The organism is Pantoea sp. UYEF8 (assembly GCF_040546285.1).
GTDB lineage: Bacteria > Pseudomonadota > Gammaproteobacteria > Enterobacterales > Enterobacteriaceae > Pantoea > Pantoea brenneri.
The window spans coordinates 62,935-82,575 of record NZ_JBEPNM010000004.1; the positions used below are offsets into that span (position 1 = coordinate 62,935).

Genomic DNA, 19,641 nt, shown 5'->3' on the forward strand with positions numbered 1-19,641 from the left:
GAAAAAGCGCAGGTGCGCGCCCCGGCTATGCAGACGGGGCGCGCGATCGATCAGAAGGTTTCCCAGTGGGTATCGCTGACCGGTGCGGTCAACGCTTTACGCGGCGCCAGCGCCGTCGCTGGTGCGGCAATCGGCAGATGTTTAGTCAACGCCTGGCCCACGGCTGCACGCTTAATCTTAAACACCGCAACCGACTGGCTGAGGCGACTGGCCTGATCTTCCAGTGAGGCCGCCGCGGCAGCGGACTCTTCCACCAGCGAGGCGTTCTGCTGAGTCACGCGATCCATTTCGGTAACCGCCTGGCCGACCTGGTCGATACCGCGACTCTGCTCATCCGACGCCGAGGCAATCTCGCCCATGATGTCGGTTACGCGGGTCACCGCATTGACGATATCGCTCATGGTTTCACCGGCGGTGCCGACCAGCTGAGAACCGGTGTTCACCCGGTTAACCGAATCTTCAATCAGCCTTTTAATCTCTTTGGCTGCCTGCGCGCTGCGCTGGGCCAGATTACGCACTTCACCGGCCACCACCGCAAAACCACGGCCCTGTTCACCGGCGCGAGCGGCTTCCACCGCGGCGTTGAGCGCCAGGATGTTGGTCTGGAAGGCGATGCCGTCAATCACGCTGGTGATATCGGCAATCTTTTTTGAGCTGCCGGCGATGTCGCGCATGGTTTTCACCACGCCATCGACCACATTGCCGCCTTTCTGCGCCGTTTCTGAGGCGCTTAACGCCAGCTGCGACGCCTGACGCGCGTTCTCGGCGTTCTGTTTCACCGTGGCGGTCAGCTGTTCCATGCTGGCAGCGGTCTGCTCCAGCGAAGCCGCCTGCTGTTCAGTACGGGCCGAGAGGTCATTGTTACCGGCAGAAATTTCGCTGGCTCCGGTGAAAATGGCATCTGAACCTTCACGCACGTTGCTCACGGTGCGCACCAGCGACTGCTGCATATCGTGCAGGCTGGCCGCCAGCTGGGTCATCTCATTACGGCCTTCAACCGCGATCGGCTGGGTCAGGTCGCCCTGAGCGATGTGCTGAATATGAGTAATGTTGGTGTTCAGCGGAGTAATTAATACCTTACGCAGACCGAACCAGCACAGCACGATCACTGCTGCCACCACCGCCATGATGGTACCCAGTATCCACAGCATCCGGCTGTAGGCAGAACTGTTCTCGTCAACACCGATGGTGGTCAGGCGGTTCTGATCGGTACGCCAGTCGGTATACAGCTTCAGAAACGCACTCTGGCTGGGCGCCACCGGGGCTTTGCCGGCCGCTACCAGATCGTCAGACTGCAACGCGACCTGCAGCGCATTCAGCGCATCGGCGTAGGCGCTGTAGCGCTGATCCAGCTGCTCGTTAAGCTGCAGATTTTGTCCCGGCGTATCGGGCGTCTCTTTGAACACTTTGTAAAAACCGGCCGCCGCCTGCTGAAAGCCTTTGCTGTCGTCAAACAGGCCGGCTACGTCCGCCGGTTTCCCTTCCAGTTTACTGGTGGCGAAACGCAGCTGAATGCGGGTCAGTAACACCCGGCTCTGGTTAAGACTCATATAGGCATCATTGAGCGCCTGGGTGTTCTGCATCGCCAGCTGCGAAACGGCAAAACTTTGCTTGTCGTGGCTGAGGGCGGAATAAAAAACGGAGCCGGAAAAGGCCTGTAACAGCCCAAACATCAGCAATACCAGCAGCAAACTGGTAACTACGCGGATTTTCGTTAACATGATTAACCCTGAAAAATGTAAGTGGTAAAGCAGCAAGGTGATTATCGGCAGGCGATAGCGGGAAATTAGGCCAGACAGAATTTTTATTGATTGAAAAATAAAGAAATTATTCAGCAGAAAAACTGTCACAGGCCGGGCATATCCGGCCTGTGACGGTGGGATTATGCGCTACGCAGATTATCCACCAGCGCCATTTCATCGCTGCTCAGCAGCTTCTCAATGTCCACCAGAATCAGCATCCGCTCGCCGAGTGCGCCCAGCCCGGTCAGGTACTCGGTCGACATGGTGACCGCGAACTCCGGTGAAGGACGGATCTGATCCTGAGTCAGCGACAGCACATCAGAGACGCCATCCACCACGATACCGACCACGCGGTTCTCAAGATTCAGTACGATCACCACGGTGTTGTCGTTGTATTCAACATCGGGCTGCGAAAACTTCACCCGCAGGTCGATAATCGGCACGATCACGCCACGCAGGTTGGTGACGCCGCGAATAAATTCAGGCGTATTGGCGATACGCGTTACCTGATCGTAACCGCGAATTTCCTGAACTTTGAGAATATCGATGCCGTACTCTTCGTCGCCCAGCGTGAAGACCAGAAACTCCTGACCCACAGTTTCGCCAGCGATTTTTGTCACGGTTGCCATTCCATTCATGTTATTTACCCTTTCGTTATCAATCAGGCGGCAGCGCCGGCCACACGTTTTTCACGGTTAAGTGATTGCAGTGCTGATACATCGACAATCAGCGCTACGCTACCATCGCCAAGAATGGTGGCGGCTGAGATGCCCGGCACTTTGCGATAGTTACTTTCCAGATTCTTCACCACCACCTGATGTTGACCAATCAGCTGATCGACCAGCAGCGCGTAACGCTTGCCCGCGCTTTGCAGAATGACGACGATGCCTTGCGTGGCCTCGGTTTTCGCCCCCTGCACATCAAAGACGTTCCACAGCTCGACCAGCGGCAGATATTCTCCGCGCACTTCCAGAACGCACTCGCCACCGGCCAGCGGTTTCAGCTCTTCGGCGCGCGGTTGCAGTGATTCCATCACCGCATTCAGCGGCAGGATAAACACTTCATCGGCAACGCGTACCGACATGCCGTCGAGGATCGCCAGCGTCAGTGGCAGCAGGATACGGATGGTCGTGCCCTTGCCCTGCTTAGACGAGATTTCGACGTGACCGCCCATCTCCTGGATGTTTCGTTTCACCACGTCCATGCCAACGCCGCGTCCGGAGACATCGGTCACCTGCTCGGCGGTTGAGAAGCCAGGCGCGAAAATCAGCATGCCGACATCTTCGTCGCTCATGTTTTCGCTGACCGGCAGGCCGGATGACAGCGCTTTCGCCAGGATACGCTCACGGTTCAGGCCGGCACCGTCATCGGATACTTCGATGCAGATGTTGCCGCCCTGATGTTCCGCTGACAGCGTCAGGTTACCGGTCGCCACTTTACCGGCTGCCAGACGTTTATCCGGCGATTCGATACCGTGGTCGAGGCTGTTACGCACCAGGTGAGTTAACGGATCGATGATGCGTTCAATCAGGCTCTTATCGAGTTCGGTTGAGCTGCCCAGCAGGGTCAGTTCCACCTCTTTGCCGAGCTTGCTCGCCAGGTCACGCACCAGACGCGGGAAGCGGCTGAAGACATATTCCATTGGCATCATACGAATCGACATCACCGATTCCTGCAGATCGCGGGCGTTACGCTCCAGCTGACCCATGCTGTTAAGCAGGTCGCCGTGGGCTACCGGATCGAGTTCGCCGGAACGCTGGGCCAGCATCGACTGGGTGATCACCAGTTCGCCAACCAGGTTGATCAGCTGATCGACCTTTTCCACCGCGACGCGGATGCTGGTTGATTCGTTTGATTTGGCCGGGGCCGCCACGCGCTTGCTTTCGCGTTTCACGGCAGCAACCGGCAGTTCGGTAACGCTGGCCGTCTGCACTTCAGCAGCCACCGCTGCCGCTGGCACTTCTGGCGCCACAACCGCCGCGACCGGTGCGTTCTCTTCAGGCTGCGGGAAGCGAATCTGGGCTTCATCAATCACGAAGCAGAGCACCGCAACGATGTCATCTTTACCGACGCCATCAATGCAGACGTCCAGCATGTTGCTGCCCTTCTGCACGTTGGTCAGGGTGCCGAGATTGCCCATCTCTTCCAGCATCAGATCGACTTCTTTCTCTTTCAGGTCGATCAGCTGTACCCGCAGCGCACTGCTGCTGGTCGCGGGCGCGCTGGCAGATGGCGCAGCACTGGCTGGCGCTTCAACCGGCAGGCCTTTAGCCTCTAACGCCAGCTGACGCAGCGCTTCACAGATATATTTAAAGCTCTCCGCGTTCGGCTCTTGCGCGGTTTTATAAGCATCGAGCTGTTCCTGCATAATATCTTTGGTTTCCAAAAACAGGTTGATGATGTCGGTGCTGAGCTGCATCTCGCCGCGACGAGCACCATCCAGAATGTTTTCCAGGATGTGAGTGGTTTCCTGTAATACCGTAAAACCAAAGGTTCCGGCTCCACCTTTAATCGAGTGGGCGGCGCGGAAGATGGCGTTAAGCTGTTCAGAGTCTGGTTCCTGCGGGTCGAGACCCAACAGGTGTTGTTCCATATCCGCTAACAGCTCATCGGCTTCATCAAAAAACGTCTGGTAAAAATCGCTGATGTCCATACTCACGGGGATCACCTCGGCTGTGAGGGGGCTGCTGTATTCACCGCGCTGCCTGGTGATGCAGGTGCGGTAATCTGTTCAATCGCCGCCGGATCGCTGATCTGGACGGCATCACTTTCTGCGTTCTCTTTTTCTATTGCCGCTTCGGTGTCGTGGTTCAACACCAGCAGGCTGATACGGCGGTTAACCGCATCATTCCCGCCGCGATTTTTCAGGCGCATGGTGTCGGCCATGCCTAACACCCGCAAAATTTTGCCGCTGTCTAACCCGCCAATGACCAGTTCACGCCGCGAGGCGTTGGCACGATCGGCCGATAACTCCCAGTTGCTGTACCCTTTTTCACCGCTGGCATACTGGAAGTCATCGGTATGACCCGCCAGGCTGATGCGGTTAGGGATGTCATTCAGAATCGGCGCAATGGCGCGCAGAATGTCGCGCATATAAGGCTCGACTTCGGCTCTGCCGGTCTTAAACATCGGGCGATTCTGGCTGTCGATAATCTGGATACGCAGCCCCTCTTCCACCATGTTGATGATCAGATGCGGGCGCAGCGCTTTCAGACGCGGATCGGCTTCAATCAGCTGATCGAGCTTTTCCCGCAGCCGGTTAAGACGAATCTCGTCCAGCTTGCGTTTCTGCTCATCCATATCGACCACTTTCTTTACTTCACCAATCTTTTGCGTCGGATCGTCACCGCCGCCAGGGATCGGGCTTTCACTGTCGCTGCTGCGCTGTCCACCGGTTATCGCCACTTTAAGCGGCGTTTTGAAGTAGTCAGCGATCTGCACCAGCTGCTGCGGGTTAGCGATAGAGAGCAGCCACATCACCATAAAAAACGCCATCATCGCCGTCATAAAGTCGGCATAGGCGATTTTCCACGAGCCGTGGCTGCCTTCATGTCCTTTATGTTTGCGCTTTTTAATCAGCACAATTGGGCGATTGCCGTGCTTCATGAGGTCTCGTCCGAAGTCTGTTTAGCCGGGTTTTTCGCGTTACGTACGTGCTCTTCCAGTTCGCTGAAGGAAGGACGTTCAGCCGAGTAGAGCGTTTTACGACCAAATTCCACTGCAATCTGCGGTGCATAGCCATTGAGGCTGGAGAGCAACGTCACCTTGATGCACTGCATCATCTTGGTGGTTTCAGCACACTTCTGGCGCAGCACTGACGCCAGCGGTGAGATAAAGCCATACGCCAGCAGAATACCGAGGAAGGTACCGACCATCGCATGGGCGACCAGCGCACCCAGTTCCGCCGCCGGGCGATCGGCCGAGGCCAGTGCGTGCACCACCCCCATTACTGCCGCCACGATACCGAAAGCTGGCAGGCCATCACCCACCGCCGCTATACTTTGCGCCGGTACGTCACACTCGTGTTCGTAGGTCTCAATTTCTTCATCCATCAACGCTTCAATCTCGAAGGCGTTCATGTTGCCGCTGACCATCAGACGTAAATAATCGGTAATAAAATCCACTAACTGCTTATCGGCAAGAATACGCGGATAATTAGCAAAAATTTCGCTCTGGCTGGGATCTTCAATATCGCGTTCCAGCGATAACATCCCCTGCTGACGTGATTTGGCCATCAGGCGATAAAGCAGCGCCATTAAGTCCATGTAAACAGCTTTGTTATATTTTGATCCGCGAAATAACAAAGGTAACGCTTTCAGCGTTTTTTTAATCGACTTACCGTTGTTACCCACTAAAAATGCGCCGGCACCGGCCCCGCCGATCATTAATAATTCGGCTGGCTGATACAGCGCGCCAAGATGACCGCCCACCAGCGCATATCCGCCCAACACGGAGCCTAAAACAATCAAATAACCTACAATTATTAGCACAAGAAATCCTTACGTCCGTAACGTGTTGGTGGAAGTTAAGCCAGAGAGCCGCAGGTGTTATTCGTAAAACGGAAGCAAAAAAAAAGCAGCGGTATTAACCGCTGCTGGATGGCTTCCACAGTGCGAACAAACTTAAACGGCGCGTTTAACCTGTTCATCCAGCAGTTGTGGAAACATATCGGCAGAATCTGCAGAAAGTTTACGTCTTTTTACGGCACGTGATGGCGGCTGGCACAGGCTGCAGACAAAGCTGCCTACCGGCTGATGGGCATGATTAATAAAGCTGCCATTACAGCTTTTGCAATCGGCCAGTTCCAGCATGCCACTTTCAACGAATCGCACCAGGGTCCATGCACGCGTTAGCGCCAACAGCGGGCCCTCGTCCGATTGCGGACACTGTTCGAGATATAACCGGTAGGCTTTGATCACGGCCTCAACGCCGCTGCACAGTCCGGTTTTCAGTAAAAATTTCCAGGCGTTACAGAACATGGAAGCATGAATGTTCTGCTCCCAGGTCATAAACCAGTCGGTCGAAAAAGGCAGCATGCCTTTAGGTGGTGGGCTGCCACGCAACTCTTTATACAGCTTAATCAGACGGCCACGGCTCAGCTGGGTTTCGCTTTCTAACATCTGTAAGCGCGCGCCAAGGGTAATCAGCTCCATCGCGAGCTGAATATCACGCGCTTCCTGAACAATACTTTTCTCAGTCATCACATCGCCCTCTTTTTAGCAGGCGCGTCATCTTTAGACGCGTTACGCAGTAAACGGCTGGATAATAAAATGCCGGTGTGGATTTGTTGTAAATCATCCACGCGTGATTCCTGCGTCAGGCGATTAATTGTGCTGCTGTCGGTAAAACGAAACTGGCAAACCAATTGATTGGTTTCCGCCATTTTTACCATTTCAGGCAGAGTTAATTCAGATAATGCATCCGCCATTTTCTCGTCAATACCGAGGCGAAACATTGCAGATGCTTTTTCCTGGTTAATTAATCGCTGCGCAAGCAGTAAATATGACAAATTGAGATCGTAAATATGTTTTAGTAATTCAGATGTACCCATTTTTCCATCCTGAGAGATGCGACGTAACTTCACCACAGATTATTTTCTGCGTATCGAGCTGCTGATTGGTAAATCTAAAGATGGCAAAAAAAAATTGTTTGTCGTGCAAATGTCACTGCTCTTCGCCTTCATCTTATGTGCGGGTTTCAGGTCCGCCGAAAGTCAAAAATCCAGGCCATTTTATTTTCGAGTTGTAACCATCTTCCGTGACGTCTTCTTACATTTTTTAAGACTAATCCGAAAACAACGCAAATCTATATCGTCTGATTTCCACATACAACGACAGTAATGTGAAATTTTAGATAAAGTGTGACGCAGGTCACACTTTTAACGCAAATTTCTTCAGCAACCCTTTACGATCCTTTGTCTGTTGCTCGTTTTTTAAGCAAAAAAAGGCGATTTTAAGTCGAATTGGTCCTGAGAAAGGTTTAATAGGGGGTAAAACAGGCTCTATTCCACGGTTTGACAGCAGGCTGATCTAATGTTGGTGTTAATCGATTTAACACCCTATTTAGAACCATTTAAAACAGACATAACAGAATATTATGCTGTTCAACGGGGTGATCAATCGCTTTCAAATTAATAACTTAGGGTAAGTATCGCAGGGAGTGAGTAATGAAAGCGTTAAGGTTTTTACGGCAGTATTGGCACTGACTGGCAACTTAACGTTAACAGTTGCAGTCGTGTGTTTAGTATACGACACCAGATGTAACAATGGGTTACATAAGCAAGACGAATGAATCGAGGGGAGTTTTAATCAGGCCTGATAAGTATCGGCAGCCAGCGGAAAAACTTGAGTTAAGAAGTTAAAGAAAGCGGGCTGAGCCTCTTATCAGTCGTTTTTTCGCGCATTTGATTTTTTTTGGCCGATCTGCCCACAGTTGTGGCATCAGGCAAACCCCGCGTGGGGTAACGGTAATGGCAGGGAACGTGTCGGAATGTAACAGAAGGATACAGCGCGCGCTGGTTGTAAAAAAGGCCACGACATCCGCAAATATCGTGGCCCGTCAGCGCCTAATCAGGCCAGTTTTGGAAAGGTCGCGACTTTATTTACCGTGCCGTGGTCGGCACTGCGCGGCGCAATGCGTTCCAGGTCTTTCAGGAAGTTCTCGCGCCAGGCGGTGATGTCGTTTTTACGCAGAACCGCCATCATGTCGTTGTAGCGTGAAATCCTTTCGGTACGCGGCATGGTGATCGCTTTATCGAGCGCCGCCGCAACTTCGTCGCGGTCATACGGGTTAACGATCAGCGCCGAGGTCAGCTCATTGGCCGCACCGGCAAAGCGCGACAGCACCAGTACACCCGGATCGTCCGGGTCCTGCGCCGCCACGTACTCTTTCGCCACCAGGTTCATCCCGTCGCGCAGCGGCGTCACCAGACCGACATCGGTCAGGCGGAAGATTTTCATCAACAGCCGGCGATCAAAATGCTGGTTAAGGTAGTAGAGCGGCGTCCAGCCCAGCGTGCCGTATTTACCGTTGATGCGCCCTGCTTCGGTTTCCAGCTGGTGACGGATATCCTGATAGGCCTGCACATCGCTACGTGAGGTCGGGGCAATCTGCGAATAGCGGATTTTACCGCGGTGCTGCGGGAAGTTCTCCAGCAGCGCCTCGTAGGCCAGGAAACGTTCCGGCAGCCCTTTAGAATAGTCGAGACGCTCACAGGCAATAATATTGCGCGCGTCACCCAGTTCTTTCTTCATCGCCGCCATCTTCGGTGGCAACGGACCTTCCGCCATCTCTTTAATGCTGTCAGGTTCAATCCCGATAGGGTAAACCTCAGTCATAAAGGTATTGCCGAAGGCGCGGTGTTTTTTATCACCTTTATTCTGCAACTGCGTAAGCTGGCTGACGCTGTCGAGGAAGGCGACCCGATCCGACTCGGTCTGGAAGCCCAGCAGGTCATATTCACACAGCATTTCCAGTAGTTCCTGATGCGGAGGCAAGGCGTTGAAGATTTCAGGCGTCGGGAACGGAATATGCAGGAAGAAACCAATGCGGTTATTAATGCCGGCGCGACGCAGTGCCGCCGCAAATGGCAGGAAGTGATAATCGTGGATCCACAGAATATCATCCGGCTTAATCAACGGTTTTAACCGCTGAGCCACCGCATCATTCACTTCGCAGTAACCTTCCCACGCTTCGCGCTGGAACTTCACCAGATCAAGACGATAATGGAAGGCGGGCCAGATAACCGTATTTGAGAACTGGCAGTAGTAGAGATCGTATTCGTTCTGGCTTAACGGGAAGGAGGCGTACTCAATGCCCTCATGCTGCTGGACCGACACATCATCCTCTTCTTCACCGGAGAACTCGCTGATTTCACCGTTCCAGCCAAACCACAATCCGCCAGTGCTTTTCAACGCGTCCAGAATGCCGACGGCCAGGCCGCCTGCGCTGGTTTTAGCCCCATTTGGAATGGCGATACGGTTAGATACAACCACTAAACGACTCATAACCTAAACTCCTTACCGACGTTGTCTTGCTTTAATCGTAATAATGTTCGTTCCAGCCAGCTATACACTGCATCGACATCATTCAGCCGAAACGGTGCCTGACTGGAACCTTCGCCGACCTTAATCGAAATGCCCTGCATGGCGTTGACCACGGCAAAACCTTTCTCGTCTGTCAGGTCGTCTCCAATAAATACCGGAATGCGTCCGGCAAAAGGCGCTTGTTGCATAAAATCGCGAATGGCGGCGCCCTTATCAATACCTAAGGGTTTAATCTCCACCACACATTTGCCCGGCTGAAGCGCCAGCCCCGGAAATCGTTTCACCGACTGTTCAGCCAGTCGTAATACATCCTGTTCATGCTGCATTGCCTGACGATAGTGAAGCGCAAAGGCCATGCCTTTGATCTCCAGCTGAGTGCCAGGCCATAACGCCATCGCGTTTTGCAGTTCCGTCCTGAGTTGCTGTTCAACCTCGACCGGCAGGCTGATGCGCTGCATCTCCCCGTCGGCATCACGACGCTCTGCACCGTGAACACCGGCGGCAGGACCGCGCCACGGCGCAGCCAGTGCGTCGAGCTGCTCAATCGGCCGGCCGGAAACCAGTGCCAGCGCGCCCTGACTGAGCGCAGAGAGTTGTTGCAGCTGCGTGACAACCTGTTCAGGAATAAACACCGCTTCGGGACGGGACTGTATCGCTGCCAGCGTGCCATCGACATCAAAAAAGAAGGCGTAACGTCCGCCCTCCAGTGTCGGGAACGTGTCAGAGGTATTTACCGCTTGGGTCACGTCACTTCTCCTGAATTTGGAAATTTGAGTTCAAATCGAGGATGTCCTGACGCAGTAGGGTCAGCAAGAGGGAAATTCTGATAACGCGGTGATTGAGGGGTAAAACAGGACGATTTGATAGGTCACTCTCCTCAAACTTACAAGCTCATTACTGACAATACTGGCTGACTGAGAACATCTACCGGTTAAGTGTAGACGGAAACAGGGGTTATGCCAGAAAGATGCATGTTTCATGCCAGCCGCTGCGGTTAACTAAGCACAAGCTGCCCAATCGGCCGGGGTTGCCTTTGCAGTGGCTGCGCTGATTTCGCACCAGCAGCGGCTGGAGCCAGGCGAGGTCATCGCGACTGAACCGGTAAAACCGGAGAAAGCTTAAGCTTCTTAAGGTATTCCTAATATTGAAAGTGCAATCTCAGCACACTTTTGATATTCGGACTTTTTTGATCATGGCATTTTCACTGAACAGGCCGGTCATCAGCCGCCTTACTCTGCTGATCCTTGCTGCGGTTTATATCGCGGTTTTCCTTAATCTGGCCTATTACCGTCAGGTGCTGGCCCTGATGCCGCTGACCAGCCTGCACGCCACGCTGGTCTTCCTGTCGATGCCGCTGGTGGCGTTCAGCGTGATCAACATTGTGATCACCCTCGCCTCGTTTCTCTGGCTCGATCGGGTACTGATGGCGCTGTTTATTCTGATCTCAGCCACCGCTCAGTTTTTTATTCAGACCTATAACATCGTGGTCGATCGCTCGATGATCACCAATATGATGGACACCACCGCCTCTGAATCGTTTGCCCTGATCACGCCGCAGCTGCTGTTTACCCTGCTGACCTCCGGCGTTCTGATGGCGCTGCTGGTATTCTGGCCACGGCTGAAAAAGCAAAACTGGCGCGGTGTGGTGCAGCGTTTGCTCAGCATCCTGATCTCAGCGGCAATCATCCTGTTGGTCGCCCTGCTGTTTTATAAAGATTACGCCTCACTGTTCCGCAATAACCGCGAACTGGTGAAGGCGCTTAGCCCGTCCAACAGCATCGCCGCCAGCCTGTCATGGTATAAGCATCAGCAGCTGGAGAACCTGCCGCTGGTGCGGATCGGCGAAGATGCGCATCAGCAGCCTGACCGGCTTAACGGCGGTAAACAGAATCTGACTATCCTGATCGTCGGCGAAACGTCGCGGGCGCAGAATTTCTCGCTGGGCGGCTATGCGCGCCAGACCAATCCGCTGCTGGCCAAAGATAATGTGATCTATTTCCCGCATACTGTCTCGTGCGGCACGGCGACGGCAGTGTCAGTCCCCTGCATGTTTTCGAATATGCCGCGCGCCCATTACGACGACGTGCTGGCCGCCCATCAGGAAGGATTGCTGGATATTATTCAGCGCGCCGGCATCAGCGTGTTATGGAATGAAAATGATGGCGGCTGTAAGGGTGCCTGCGACCGCGTGCCGCACCAGGATATGACCAGCCTGAACCTGCCCGGCATGTGCATTAACGGTGAGTGTTACGACGATGTGCTGTTTCACGGCCTGGATGACTACATTAACCAGCTCAAGGGCAACGCGGTGATCGTGCTGCACACCATCGGCAGCCACGGTCCGACCTACAGTCACCGCTATCCGCCGCAGCTGCGCCAGTTCGTCCCGACCTGCGATACCAATCAGATCCAGGATTGTTCACAGCAGCAGCTGGTCAACACCTACGACAACACGCTATTAAATGTTGATCACATCGTCGACAAGGCAATTGGCGTGCTGCGTGCCCATCAGGATCGTTTTACCACCAGCCTGGTCTATCTGTCCGATCATGGCGAATCGCTGGGCGAAAATGGCGAATACCTGCACGGTCTGCCCTACGCTATCGCCCCCGATACCCAGAAACATGTGCCTATGCTGATCTGGCTGTCCGATGATTATCAGCAGCGTTATGCGGTGAATCGTGGTTGTCTGACTAAACTGGCGGCGACAGACGATTTCTCACAGGATAATCTGTTTTCCACCATGCTGGGTTTAACCGGCACCGCGACCCACGAATATCTACCCGCGGATGACATTTTGACGATGTGTCGGAGCCGACCACAATGAAAATTCTGATCGTAGAAGATGATGCGCTGTTATTGCAGGGCCTGATGCTGGCGCTGGAGGGCGAAGGATACGTCTGTGATGGCGTCACCACGGTGCGGGATGCCGAAGCGCATTTTTCCACTGGCCTGTATAGCCTGGTGGTGCTGGACCTGGGGTTGCCGGATGAAGACGGGCTGCATTTTCTGCTGCGCCTGCGGCGGCAGAAGAAAATGACGCCGGTGCTGATCCTTACCGCACGCGATACCATCAGCGAACGTATCGCCGGGCTGGACGCCGGTGCCGACGATTACCTGATCAAGCCCTTCTCGCTGGATGAACTGCTGGCGCGCATTCGCGCCCTGATTCGCCGTCACGTGAACCAGGGCGACAGCCAGCTGATGGTCGGCGCGCTGGCGCTGGACATGACGCATCGCCAGATAACGCTCGGCGGCACGCTGCTGGATCTGACGCCGAAAGAGTATGCCATCCTCTCCCGTCTGATGCTGAAAGCGGGCAATCCGGTTCACCGCGAAATCCTCTATCAGGATATCTATAACTGGGAAACCGAGCCGTCTACTAATACGCTGGAGGTTCATATTCACAACCTGCGTGACAAAATTGGCAAAAGCGCCATCCGCACGGTGCGCGGTTTTGGCTACGCGCTGGTGACGGCTGACGTGATTCGCGAGGCACCATGAAACCCCGGATTGACCATCGCAGTATGCGCTTTCGCCTGATCCTGACCATTGGCCTGATTCTGCTGGTTTTCCAGGTGATCAGCGTCGCCTGGCTGTGGCATGAGAGCAAAGAGCAGATTCAGTTTCTGGTCGAAGCGCAGCTGCAAAAGCGCAACATGGATCGGCACGTCGAACGCGAGGTGCATGAAGCCGTTGCCAGCCTGGCGGTGCCCAGTCTGGTGATGATCAGCCTGACGCTGCTGCTCTGCTATCAGGCGGTAAAATGGATTACCCGGCCGCTGTATCAGCTGCAGCGTGAGCTGGAAAACCGCAGCGAAGAAAATCTCGACCCCATCGCCTGCCACAGTCCGGTGCAGGAGATTGATGCGGTGACCCAGGCGATTAACCAGCTGGTGGCGCGGCTGAATAACAGTCTGGAGCGCGAACGGCTGTTTACCGCCGATGTGGCGCATGAACTGCGTACGCCGCTGGCGGGCCTGCGGCTGCATCTGGAACTGATTGAACGCAACAGCGACGTTAACGTGCAGCCGTTACTGCAGCGGCTCGATCAGATGACCAACAGCGTGTCGCAGCTGCTACAGCTGGCGCGCGCCGGTCAGTCTTTTACCTCTGGTACTTACCAGAACGTGGCGCTGATTGAAGATGTGATTCTGCCGATGGAGGCGGAGCTGAGCACCATGCTGGATGCACACCAGCAGACCCTGACGCTCGATCTACCGCAGGATATCTTTGTGCGCGGCGACGCGACGCTGCTAAAAATGTTGCTGCGTAACCTGGTCGAGAACGCCCATCGTTACAGCCCCAAAAAAAGCGCAATCACTCTGCGGCTGGCATCGGGCGAACAGCCGACCCTGACGGTGGAAGATGAGGGACCGGGGATTGACGAAAGTAAAAGTGGTGAACTGAGTAAAGCATTTATCCGGATGGACAGTCGTTATGGCGGGATTGGGCTGGGGTTAAGCATTGTCAGCCGCATTGTGCAGCTGCATCGCTTTCAGTTCTTTTTAGAGAACCGCCGCGACCGTAGTGGCTGTCGTGCGGTCATTAAATTCTGATGGCTGCCGACTCAGGCGCTAAACCATGCCGCCAGAAACAGGATCACCGTGGTTGCGGCGATCAGCAGCGCGGCATATTCACTGAAAGGTCGGGCGGGTGCAGCAATTACCGCAGTGGTAGCAGATTTCATGGCATTCTCCTCATGTTGTACCCGGAGTATCCTCGCCCCACATTAAGGAAACCTTAAGCTCGCCTTGATCGCATCAGATAAACGCCCTCTCCCCGGCTATTTATGAGCAGCGCTCATAAACCCATCTCTTTTTAACCCCCTAATCAGCCCGCCCGCCGTGCTCTATTCTCAGGCATTCCCCGCAACGTTTTCAGAGGAGAGTAACAGTGCAAACCCGCAAATTAGGTCAGTCCGGTCTTGAGGTTTCCAGCCTGGGTCTCGGCTGCATGGGACTGAGCCACGGTTATGGTCCGGCAACCGATAAACAGCAGGCGATTGCGCTCATCCGCGCCGCCGTCGATCAGGGGGTTACTTTTTTCGATACCGCTGAGGTTTATGGACCGTGGCTGAATGAAGAGGTGGTCGGCGAGGCGCTGGCTCCGGTTCGCGATCGGGTGGTCATCGCCACTAAGTTTGGCTTCACCTTTGGCGAGGATAACAGACAGCAGATCCTTAACAGCCGGCCAGAGCAGATTCGCCGGGCAATTGAAGGATCGTTACGCCGATTGAAAACCGAGGTGATCGATCTCTATTATCAGCACCGGGTTGATCCTGAGGTGCCGATTGAAGATGTCGCTGGCACCATCCGGGATCTGATCGCTGAAGGCAAGGTCAAACATTTTGGCTTATCCGAAGCCGGTGTGCAGACCGTGCGACGTGCTCATGCGGTCCAGCCGGTTACCGCGTTACAAAGCGAATATTCGATGTGGTGGCGTGAGCCGGAAGCAGAGATGATCCCGACGCTGGAGTCGTTGGGTATCGGCTTTGTGCCGTTCAGCCCGCTGGGAAAAGGCTACCTGACCGGCGCGATTCAGCCTGACAGTACCTTTGGCAGTGACGATTTCCGCAGCCAGGTTCCGCGCTTTTCTCCCGAGGCGCTAGCCGCCAATCAGGCTCTGATCGATCTGCTCGGCACTATCGCTCAGGATAAAGCCGTCACCCCGGCACAGATCGCGCTCGCCTGGCTGCTGGCGCAAAAACCGTGGATTGTCCCGATTCCCGGCACCACCAAACTGCACCGCCTGAAGGAAAACCTGCAGGCTGCGGAGCTGCAACTTAGCACCGAAGACCTGCAGCGCATTAATCAGGCGCTGGCTGCTGTCGAGGTACAAGGCGACCGCTATCCTGCGGCACTACAGGCTCGGGTTGGCCGCTAAGACCGGACGTTGCCGGGTGCTGAATGGTGCCCGGCCGCACTTTTGCTGATTCTGCGGGCTGACGCCAGCGCTGCGCTGGCGTGGTGCTCTACACTTAATGGCTATGTTCCGTTCAGGGAGTTCCGCCATGAGTCAACGCATGCACAAATACGCTTTTCCGGTCAGCAAAGCGCGTAAATATCTCGAGCCGGGTCCGGTGCTGTTGCTCAGCTCGCAGTTTGAGGATCAGTACGACATCATGACCCTCGGCTGGCACACCGTACTTGAATTCTCCCCTTCACTGGTCGGCTGTATGATTGCCGGCATGAACTACAGTCACGAACTGATCCGCAACAGCGGACAGTGCGTGCTGAATGTGCCTTCGGCGTCGCTGATTGATCAGGTGGTGGCGATTGGTAACAGTCACGGTGACCAGCTGGATAAGTTCGACGCCTTTGGCCTGACGGCTGAGCCGGCGCAGGTGGTCCGCGCACCGATGATCGCCGAATGTTTTGCCAGTTTCGAATGTCAGCTGTATGACGATTCGATGGTTGATAACTACAACCTGTTTATCTTTGAAATTGTTAAAGCGCACGTCGCCGAACAGCCGGAATATCCCACTACGCTGCACTACACCGGTGAAGGCCGCTTCAGCGTGATGAGCGATAAGCTGCTGGATAAAAGCAAAGATTTTAAACCAGAGATGCTGATTTAGTTGAAAGTGGATCCTCTCGTCCCCATTCTCCTCTTTCGACCTGACAGGAGTAAATCATTATGGCAATCGAATATGCAGTGATCGCGGGTGGCTGTTTCTGGTGCACCGAGGCGGTATTTAAGGATGTGATCGGCGTGGAGTCGGTAGAGAGCGGTTATACCGGCGGTGCCCGTCCCAACCCAACCTACGAACAGGTCTGCAGCGGTGCCACCGGCCACGCAGAAGCGATCCGCATCGGCTTTGATCCGGAGAAAGTCAGCTATGGCGATTTACTGGACATCAGCTTTGTGACCCACGATCCGACCCAGCTTAATCGTCAGGGCAACGATATTGGCACCCAGTATCGCTCAGCGATTTTCCCGGCTAATGCCGAACAGGAAGCAGAAGCCCGTGCGGCGATTGAACGTGCCCAGGCCGATCACGACGTGCCGGTAGTAACCACTATCGAGCCGCTGAAAGAGTGGTATCCGGCCGAAGCCTATCATCAGGATTACTGGGACGGTGCCGGTCAGCGTAACGGTTACTGCCTGGCGGTGATCCCACCGAAGTTGCAGAAGCTGCGCAAAAGCTTCGCTAATAAAGTGAAGAGCTAAGGTTGGATGCGGGGTGGCGTAAACCGCCCCGCATCGGCTTTTACTGGCCAGGCAGCTTCAGCCCCATTGCATTTCCTAAGGTATAGAACAGATCGGTTTGGTCGGTCAGCCCCACCACGTTACCCGCATGCGGGCCATAGGCCGCAATCCGCAACTGCGATCCGGTATGTTCCTGCGAATCCTCTTCTGAATTGCCGTAACTGATGGTCATCACCGCACCGTCTTTGGTGTTCAGCGCCTGGGTCAGTCCCGGTGCTTTAGTGCCGTTCTCAACGATCTGACTGCTATGGGCATGATCCGCCGTCACCACCACCAGGGTATTGCCTTCTTCACGGGCAAATGCCAGCGCCTGCTGGACCGCTTCATCCAGGTCCACCGTTTCACCAATCTGACCACAAGGATTGGCCGCGTGATCCTGCTTATCAATTGATGCGCCTTCAACCTGCAGGAAGAAACCATTCGGATTGTTACGCAGCAGGTCGATCGCTTTGGCGGTCATCTGCGCCAGCGTAGGCGTTGACAGCGGGCGGTCCTTATTGACTTCACAGGTCACCACCGGCTTATCAATATTGCCGTGATAGCTGGCTTTCGGCCCCTGCCAGCGCACCGGCATATTGCCTGCAGAGAACAGACCCAGCAGCGGTTTTTGCTGATCGGCCACGGTGACGGCGTTAAGCCCCTGCCAGTCGCTGACCAGCTGATAGCCCAGTGCCTGCGCCTGCTCATTCAGCGTTTTACCCTGATATTCGCCGGCTTTCGCTACCTCGGCGAACGATTTTGCCCCGCCTCCTAAGGTTACGTCGGGACGGGTTTTCAGTAACTGTTCGCTAATCGATCCCTTACCGCCCTGCTCTGCGGCGTTGGTCGGACAGAGTTCGCTGGTCTTCTCCGGTCCGTAACATTTACGTGAGGTCACGTGCGAGAACAGCACCGCGGGCGTCGCATCCTGCAGTTCGGCGGTCGAGACATCGCCGGTGGCTTTGCCCGCTGCTTTCGCCAGCTCCAGCAGCGTCATCTGATCCTGACCATTAACATCGACGCTGATGGCACCGTTATAACTTTTGGTGCCGGTTGCCCAGGCCGTGGCTGACGCGGCCGAGTCGGTGACGTAATTAGGTTTGTGGGTTTTCTTATCTAACGAATAATGGGTGTACTGGCCGGTCAGCGGCAGCGCATCGATACCTTTAAAAAAGCCGCCTGCGCCTTCTGCCAGATTACGCGCCGCGGTGATTTCAGAGTCACCCATGCCATCGCCAATCAGCAGGATGACGTTTTTGGCGGTGCTATTGCGTAGCGAGGCTTTTAACGCCTCAGTCTGGTCACCGGTCAGCCGACGAGCCCCACCATGCTGGCTGAGATCGCCCTGCGCCGCTCGGGAAACGAGGTCGGTATCCGCTATGGCCGAAGTCGCGATCGCTGAAGCGAGCAGAGAGAGGGTAAACAGAGGAAGCTTTTTCATTATTCGATCCTTGTAAGCAAAAAATACCAATGATTTCAGGCGGTAATTTTGCGACGATCGGGTGATATTTTTGTGTCACTGGGATTTCAATTTGATGACAAAACCGGCGGAGTGCGTAACGCTAAATCGATTCGTTCAGAGCTTAAGCGAATAGAACAAAAGAGAAAAATAGTGCTTGACCCTTTTCAGCCGACTCCCTATAGTAGCGCCCCGTTGACCCGGCGCGGTCAATGGAAAAAATGTGGTGAGGTGTCCGAGTGGCTGAAGGAGCACGCCTGGAAAGTGTGTATACGGCAACGTATCGGGGGTTCGAATCCCCCTCTCACCGCCATAATTAGTAGGACGTTGAGCGGACAAAGCCGCGTGTAGACTGAATCCAAGGACTACATAAAGACAACGGAACTACGAAGGCAGTACAAAAAAGTGCACGTGAAATGCACGCGCATCCTGGATGCAAAGAAAAAGCCTTTGGTTAACGCCAGAGGCTTTTCTGTTTGTGTCTAATTGAAACACTAGATGTCAGGATGCTGCTCATATTCCGCAGCATCCATAATTATCAGGATCGCTTCGCGCTACCTTTATATAGTCGGCCGGTATGGCTCATAAATAGGCAGCACTTCCGCCGTCACCTTTCCCAGCACCACTACCCCATCAAGACCCAGACCGTCGATCGTCTCTCCGTCCTGAGTGATGATGCCGCTGGGGAACAATTTCCCAATCTGCGGGTAATCATCAAGCTGGTACGCGACCTTGTCGCCAGGCTTCATCCGGGCAGAACGGTCAACCAGCACGAATCCTTCCGGCGTTTCAATGCGCATCATATTGGCCGGGTTTGGCATCAGAATGCTGTTCAGGTTAAGTCGGTGCTCAACATGGTCCTGCGCAGGAGATGGAAAGCCCATGTCAGATTCCCCCGTTCGGGTTGAACTGCTTATACGTCTTAGCCTCACCCTCCTGAGTAGAGACGTCCCGGAACGTCACCGTATGCGACTTGATCCACTGATTAGCCTCACGCAGGCTGAAGTGCCAGTTGAGAAGCTCCAATTGGCGAACAAACTCCTGAGTAGTGACAGTGACGCCACCATCCGGGCTGCGCCTTATGGCGCTTACAAATGCATCTTTAATCTCATAATCACGCGGCATGACAAATCCTCCATTGATAAACACTGTATGGATAAACAGTAATATCGATCGGTGGTTTTGATCAAGGCTGACCAGTTGT

The 19,641-nt window shown here is 54.5% G+C and carries 18 protein-coding genes and 1 tRNA gene; 7 read left to right on the forward strand and 12 right to left on the reverse strand.

The window, feature by feature from the left end:
* Window positions 1–50 precede the first annotated feature (50 nt).
* From ABIB18_RS09280 to otsB, 9 genes are all read right to left on the reverse strand, one after another.
* Window positions 51–1,721, reverse strand: coding sequence for a methyl-accepting chemotaxis protein (locus tag ABIB18_RS09280; RefSeq protein WP_354474023.1), 1,671 nt, complete (start codon window positions 1,719–1,721; stop codon window positions 51–53).
* A gap of 161 nt (window positions 1,722–1,882) precedes the next feature.
* Window positions 1,883–2,380 (reverse strand): chemotaxis protein CheW, encoded by a 498-nt coding sequence (cheW, locus tag ABIB18_RS09285; protein ID WP_031376437.1) that lies wholly within the window; start codon window positions 2,378–2,380, stop codon window positions 1,883–1,885.
* A gap of 23 nt (window positions 2,381–2,403) precedes the next feature.
* On the reverse strand, window positions 2,404–4,395 hold the full coding sequence (cheA, locus tag ABIB18_RS09290) for a chemotaxis protein CheA (RefSeq protein ID WP_031376436.1): 1,992 nt from the start codon (window positions 4,393–4,395) through the stop codon (window positions 2,404–2,406).
* Window positions 4,396–4,406: 11 nt separating this feature from the next.
* Window positions 4,407–5,348 carry a flagellar motor protein MotB gene (motB, locus tag ABIB18_RS09295; protein ID WP_031376435.1) on the reverse strand — a complete coding sequence of 314 codons (942 nt, stop codon included), beginning with the start codon at window positions 5,346–5,348 and terminating at the stop codon, window positions 4,407–4,409.
* On the reverse strand, window positions 5,345–6,232 hold the full coding sequence (motA, locus tag ABIB18_RS09300) for a flagellar motor stator protein MotA (protein ID WP_031376434.1): 888 nt from the start codon (window positions 6,230–6,232) through the stop codon (window positions 5,345–5,347). Before motA ends, motB begins: the two co-directional genes overlap by 4 nt.
* Window positions 6,233–6,364: 132 nt before the next feature.
* Window positions 6,365–6,943: a flagellar transcriptional regulator FlhC gene (flhC, locus tag ABIB18_RS09305; protein WP_031376433.1), complete on the reverse strand. Its 579-nt coding sequence runs from the start codon at window positions 6,941–6,943 to the stop codon at window positions 6,365–6,367.
* Window positions 6,943–7,293, reverse strand: coding sequence for a flagellar transcriptional regulator FlhD (flhD, locus tag ABIB18_RS09310; RefSeq protein ID WP_031376432.1), 351 nt, complete (start codon window positions 7,291–7,293; stop codon window positions 6,943–6,945). The genes flhC and flhD overlap by 1 nt, the downstream gene beginning before the upstream one ends.
* A 1,018-nt stretch (window positions 7,294–8,311) precedes the next feature.
* Window positions 8,312–9,748, reverse strand: coding sequence for an alpha,alpha-trehalose-phosphate synthase (otsA, locus tag ABIB18_RS09315; protein ID WP_031376431.1), 1,437 nt, complete (start codon window positions 9,746–9,748; stop codon window positions 8,312–8,314).
* Window positions 9,745–10,533, reverse strand: a complete 789-nt coding sequence (gene otsB / locus ABIB18_RS09320) for a trehalose-phosphatase (protein WP_031376430.1) — start codon at window positions 10,531–10,533, stop codon at window positions 9,745–9,747. Before otsB ends, otsA begins: the two co-directional genes overlap by 4 nt.
* 446 nt (window positions 10,534–10,979) lie before the next feature.
* Here otsB and eptA point away from each other — a divergent pair, with 446 nt between their 5' ends.
* The 6 genes from eptA to msrA all read left to right on the forward strand — a co-directional run bounded on the left by eptA (window position 10,980) and on the right by msrA (window position 16,960).
* Window positions 10,980–12,614, forward strand: coding sequence for a phosphoethanolamine transferase EptA (gene eptA, locus ABIB18_RS09325; RefSeq protein ID WP_279810398.1), 1,635 nt, complete (start codon window positions 10,980–10,982; stop codon window positions 12,612–12,614).
* Window positions 12,611–13,291 (forward strand): two-component system response regulator PmrA, encoded by a 681-nt coding sequence (pmrA, locus tag ABIB18_RS09330; RefSeq protein ID WP_031376428.1) that lies wholly within the window; start codon window positions 12,611–12,613, stop codon window positions 13,289–13,291. The genes eptA and pmrA overlap by 4 nt, the downstream gene beginning before the upstream one ends.
* Window positions 13,288–14,346 (forward strand): two-component system sensor histidine kinase PmrB, encoded by a 1,059-nt coding sequence (gene pmrB / locus ABIB18_RS09335; RefSeq protein ID WP_031376427.1) that lies wholly within the window; start codon window positions 13,288–13,290, stop codon window positions 14,344–14,346. Before pmrA ends, pmrB begins: the two co-directional genes overlap by 4 nt.
* Before the next feature lie 337 nt (window positions 14,347–14,683).
* Complete coding sequence (locus ABIB18_RS09340; RefSeq protein WP_354474024.1) at window positions 14,684–15,673, forward strand: aldo/keto reductase; 990 nt, start codon at window positions 14,684–14,686, stop codon at window positions 15,671–15,673.
* Window positions 15,674–15,800: 127 nt separating this feature from the next.
* Entirely contained in the window at window positions 15,801–16,367 is a 567-nt protein-coding gene (locus tag ABIB18_RS09345; protein WP_354474025.1) for a flavin reductase family protein, read from the forward strand.
* A 59-nt stretch (window positions 16,368–16,426) separates the two neighbouring features.
* On the forward strand, window positions 16,427–16,960 hold the full coding sequence (gene msrA / locus ABIB18_RS09350) for a peptide-methionine (S)-S-oxide reductase MsrA (protein WP_031376424.1): 534 nt from the start codon (window positions 16,427–16,429) through the stop codon (window positions 16,958–16,960).
* 40 nt (window positions 16,961–17,000) lie between these two features.
* Here msrA and phoA read toward each other — a convergent pair whose 3' ends face one another.
* Window positions 17,001–18,419 (reverse strand): alkaline phosphatase, encoded by a 1,419-nt coding sequence (phoA, locus tag ABIB18_RS09355; protein ID WP_046288258.1) that lies wholly within the window; start codon window positions 18,417–18,419, stop codon window positions 17,001–17,003.
* Between the two features lie 243 nt (window positions 18,420–18,662).
* Between phoA and ABIB18_RS09360 the strand changes: the two genes are divergently transcribed.
* Window positions 18,663–18,750 (forward strand) — tRNA-Ser (locus ABIB18_RS09360).
* 247 nt (window positions 18,751–18,997) lie between these two features.
* On the opposite strand, the gene ABIB18_RS09365 is transcribed toward ABIB18_RS09360, so the two are convergent.
* The gene (locus tag ABIB18_RS09365; protein WP_354474026.1) at window positions 18,998–19,321 is read right to left on the reverse strand and encodes a LexA family transcriptional regulator; all 324 of its coding nucleotides are present in this window, start codon (window positions 19,319–19,321) and stop codon (window positions 18,998–19,000) included.
* Between the two features lies 1 nt (window position 19,322).
* Entirely contained in the window at window positions 19,323–19,562 is a 240-nt protein-coding gene (locus ABIB18_RS09370) for a DNA polymerase V (RefSeq protein WP_308546676.1), read from the reverse strand.
* Between the last annotated feature and the right edge of the window lie 79 nt (window positions 19,563–19,641).

What these genes read in the sequence shown, in the direction of transcription:
- ABIB18_RS09280 (WP_354474023.1), bottom strand. Translation starts at nt 1,721, where the DNA reads ATGTTAACGAAAATCCGCGTAGTTACCAGTTTGCTGCTGGTATTGCTG.
- cheW (WP_031376437.1), bottom strand. Translation starts at nt 2,380, where the DNA reads ATGAATGGAATGGCAACCGTGACAAAAATCGCTGGCGAAACTGTGGGT.
- cheA (WP_031376436.1), bottom strand. Translation starts at nt 4,395, where the DNA reads ATGGACATCAGCGATTTTTACCAGACGTTTTTTGATGAAGCCGATGAG.
- motB (WP_031376435.1), bottom strand. Translation starts at nt 5,348, where the DNA reads ATGAAGCACGGCAATCGCCCAATTGTGCTGATTAAAAAGCGCAAACAT.
- flhC (WP_031376433.1), bottom strand. Translation starts at nt 6,943, where the DNA reads ATGACTGAGAAAAGTATTGTTCAGGAAGCGCGTGATATTCAGCTCGCG.
- flhD (WP_031376432.1), bottom strand. Translation starts at nt 7,293, where the DNA reads ATGGGTACATCTGAATTACTAAAACATATTTACGATCTCAATTTGTCA.
- otsA (WP_031376431.1), bottom strand. Translation starts at nt 9,748, where the DNA reads ATGAGTCGTTTAGTGGTTGTATCTAACCGTATCGCCATTCCAAATGGG.
- eptA (WP_279810398.1), top strand. Translation starts at nt 10,980, where the DNA reads ATGGCATTTTCACTGAACAGGCCGGTCATCAGCCGCCTTACTCTGCTG.
- pmrA (WP_031376428.1), top strand. Translation starts at nt 12,611, where the DNA reads ATGAAAATTCTGATCGTAGAAGATGATGCGCTGTTATTGCAGGGCCTG.
- pmrB (WP_031376427.1), top strand. Translation starts at nt 13,288, where the DNA reads ATGAAACCCCGGATTGACCATCGCAGTATGCGCTTTCGCCTGATCCTG.
- ABIB18_RS09345 (WP_354474025.1), top strand. Translation starts at nt 15,801, where the DNA reads ATGAGTCAACGCATGCACAAATACGCTTTTCCGGTCAGCAAAGCGCGT.
- msrA (WP_031376424.1), top strand. Translation starts at nt 16,427, where the DNA reads ATGGCAATCGAATATGCAGTGATCGCGGGTGGCTGTTTCTGGTGCACC.
- phoA (WP_046288258.1), bottom strand. Translation starts at nt 18,419, where the DNA reads ATGAAAAAGCTTCCTCTGTTTACCCTCTCTCTGCTCGCTTCAGCGATC.
- ABIB18_RS09365 (WP_354474026.1), bottom strand. Translation starts at nt 19,321, where the DNA reads ATGGGCTTTCCATCTCCTGCGCAGGACCATGTTGAGCACCGACTTAAC.
- ABIB18_RS09370 (WP_308546676.1), bottom strand. Translation starts at nt 19,562, where the DNA reads ATGCCGCGTGATTATGAGATTAAAGATGCATTTGTAAGCGCCATAAGG.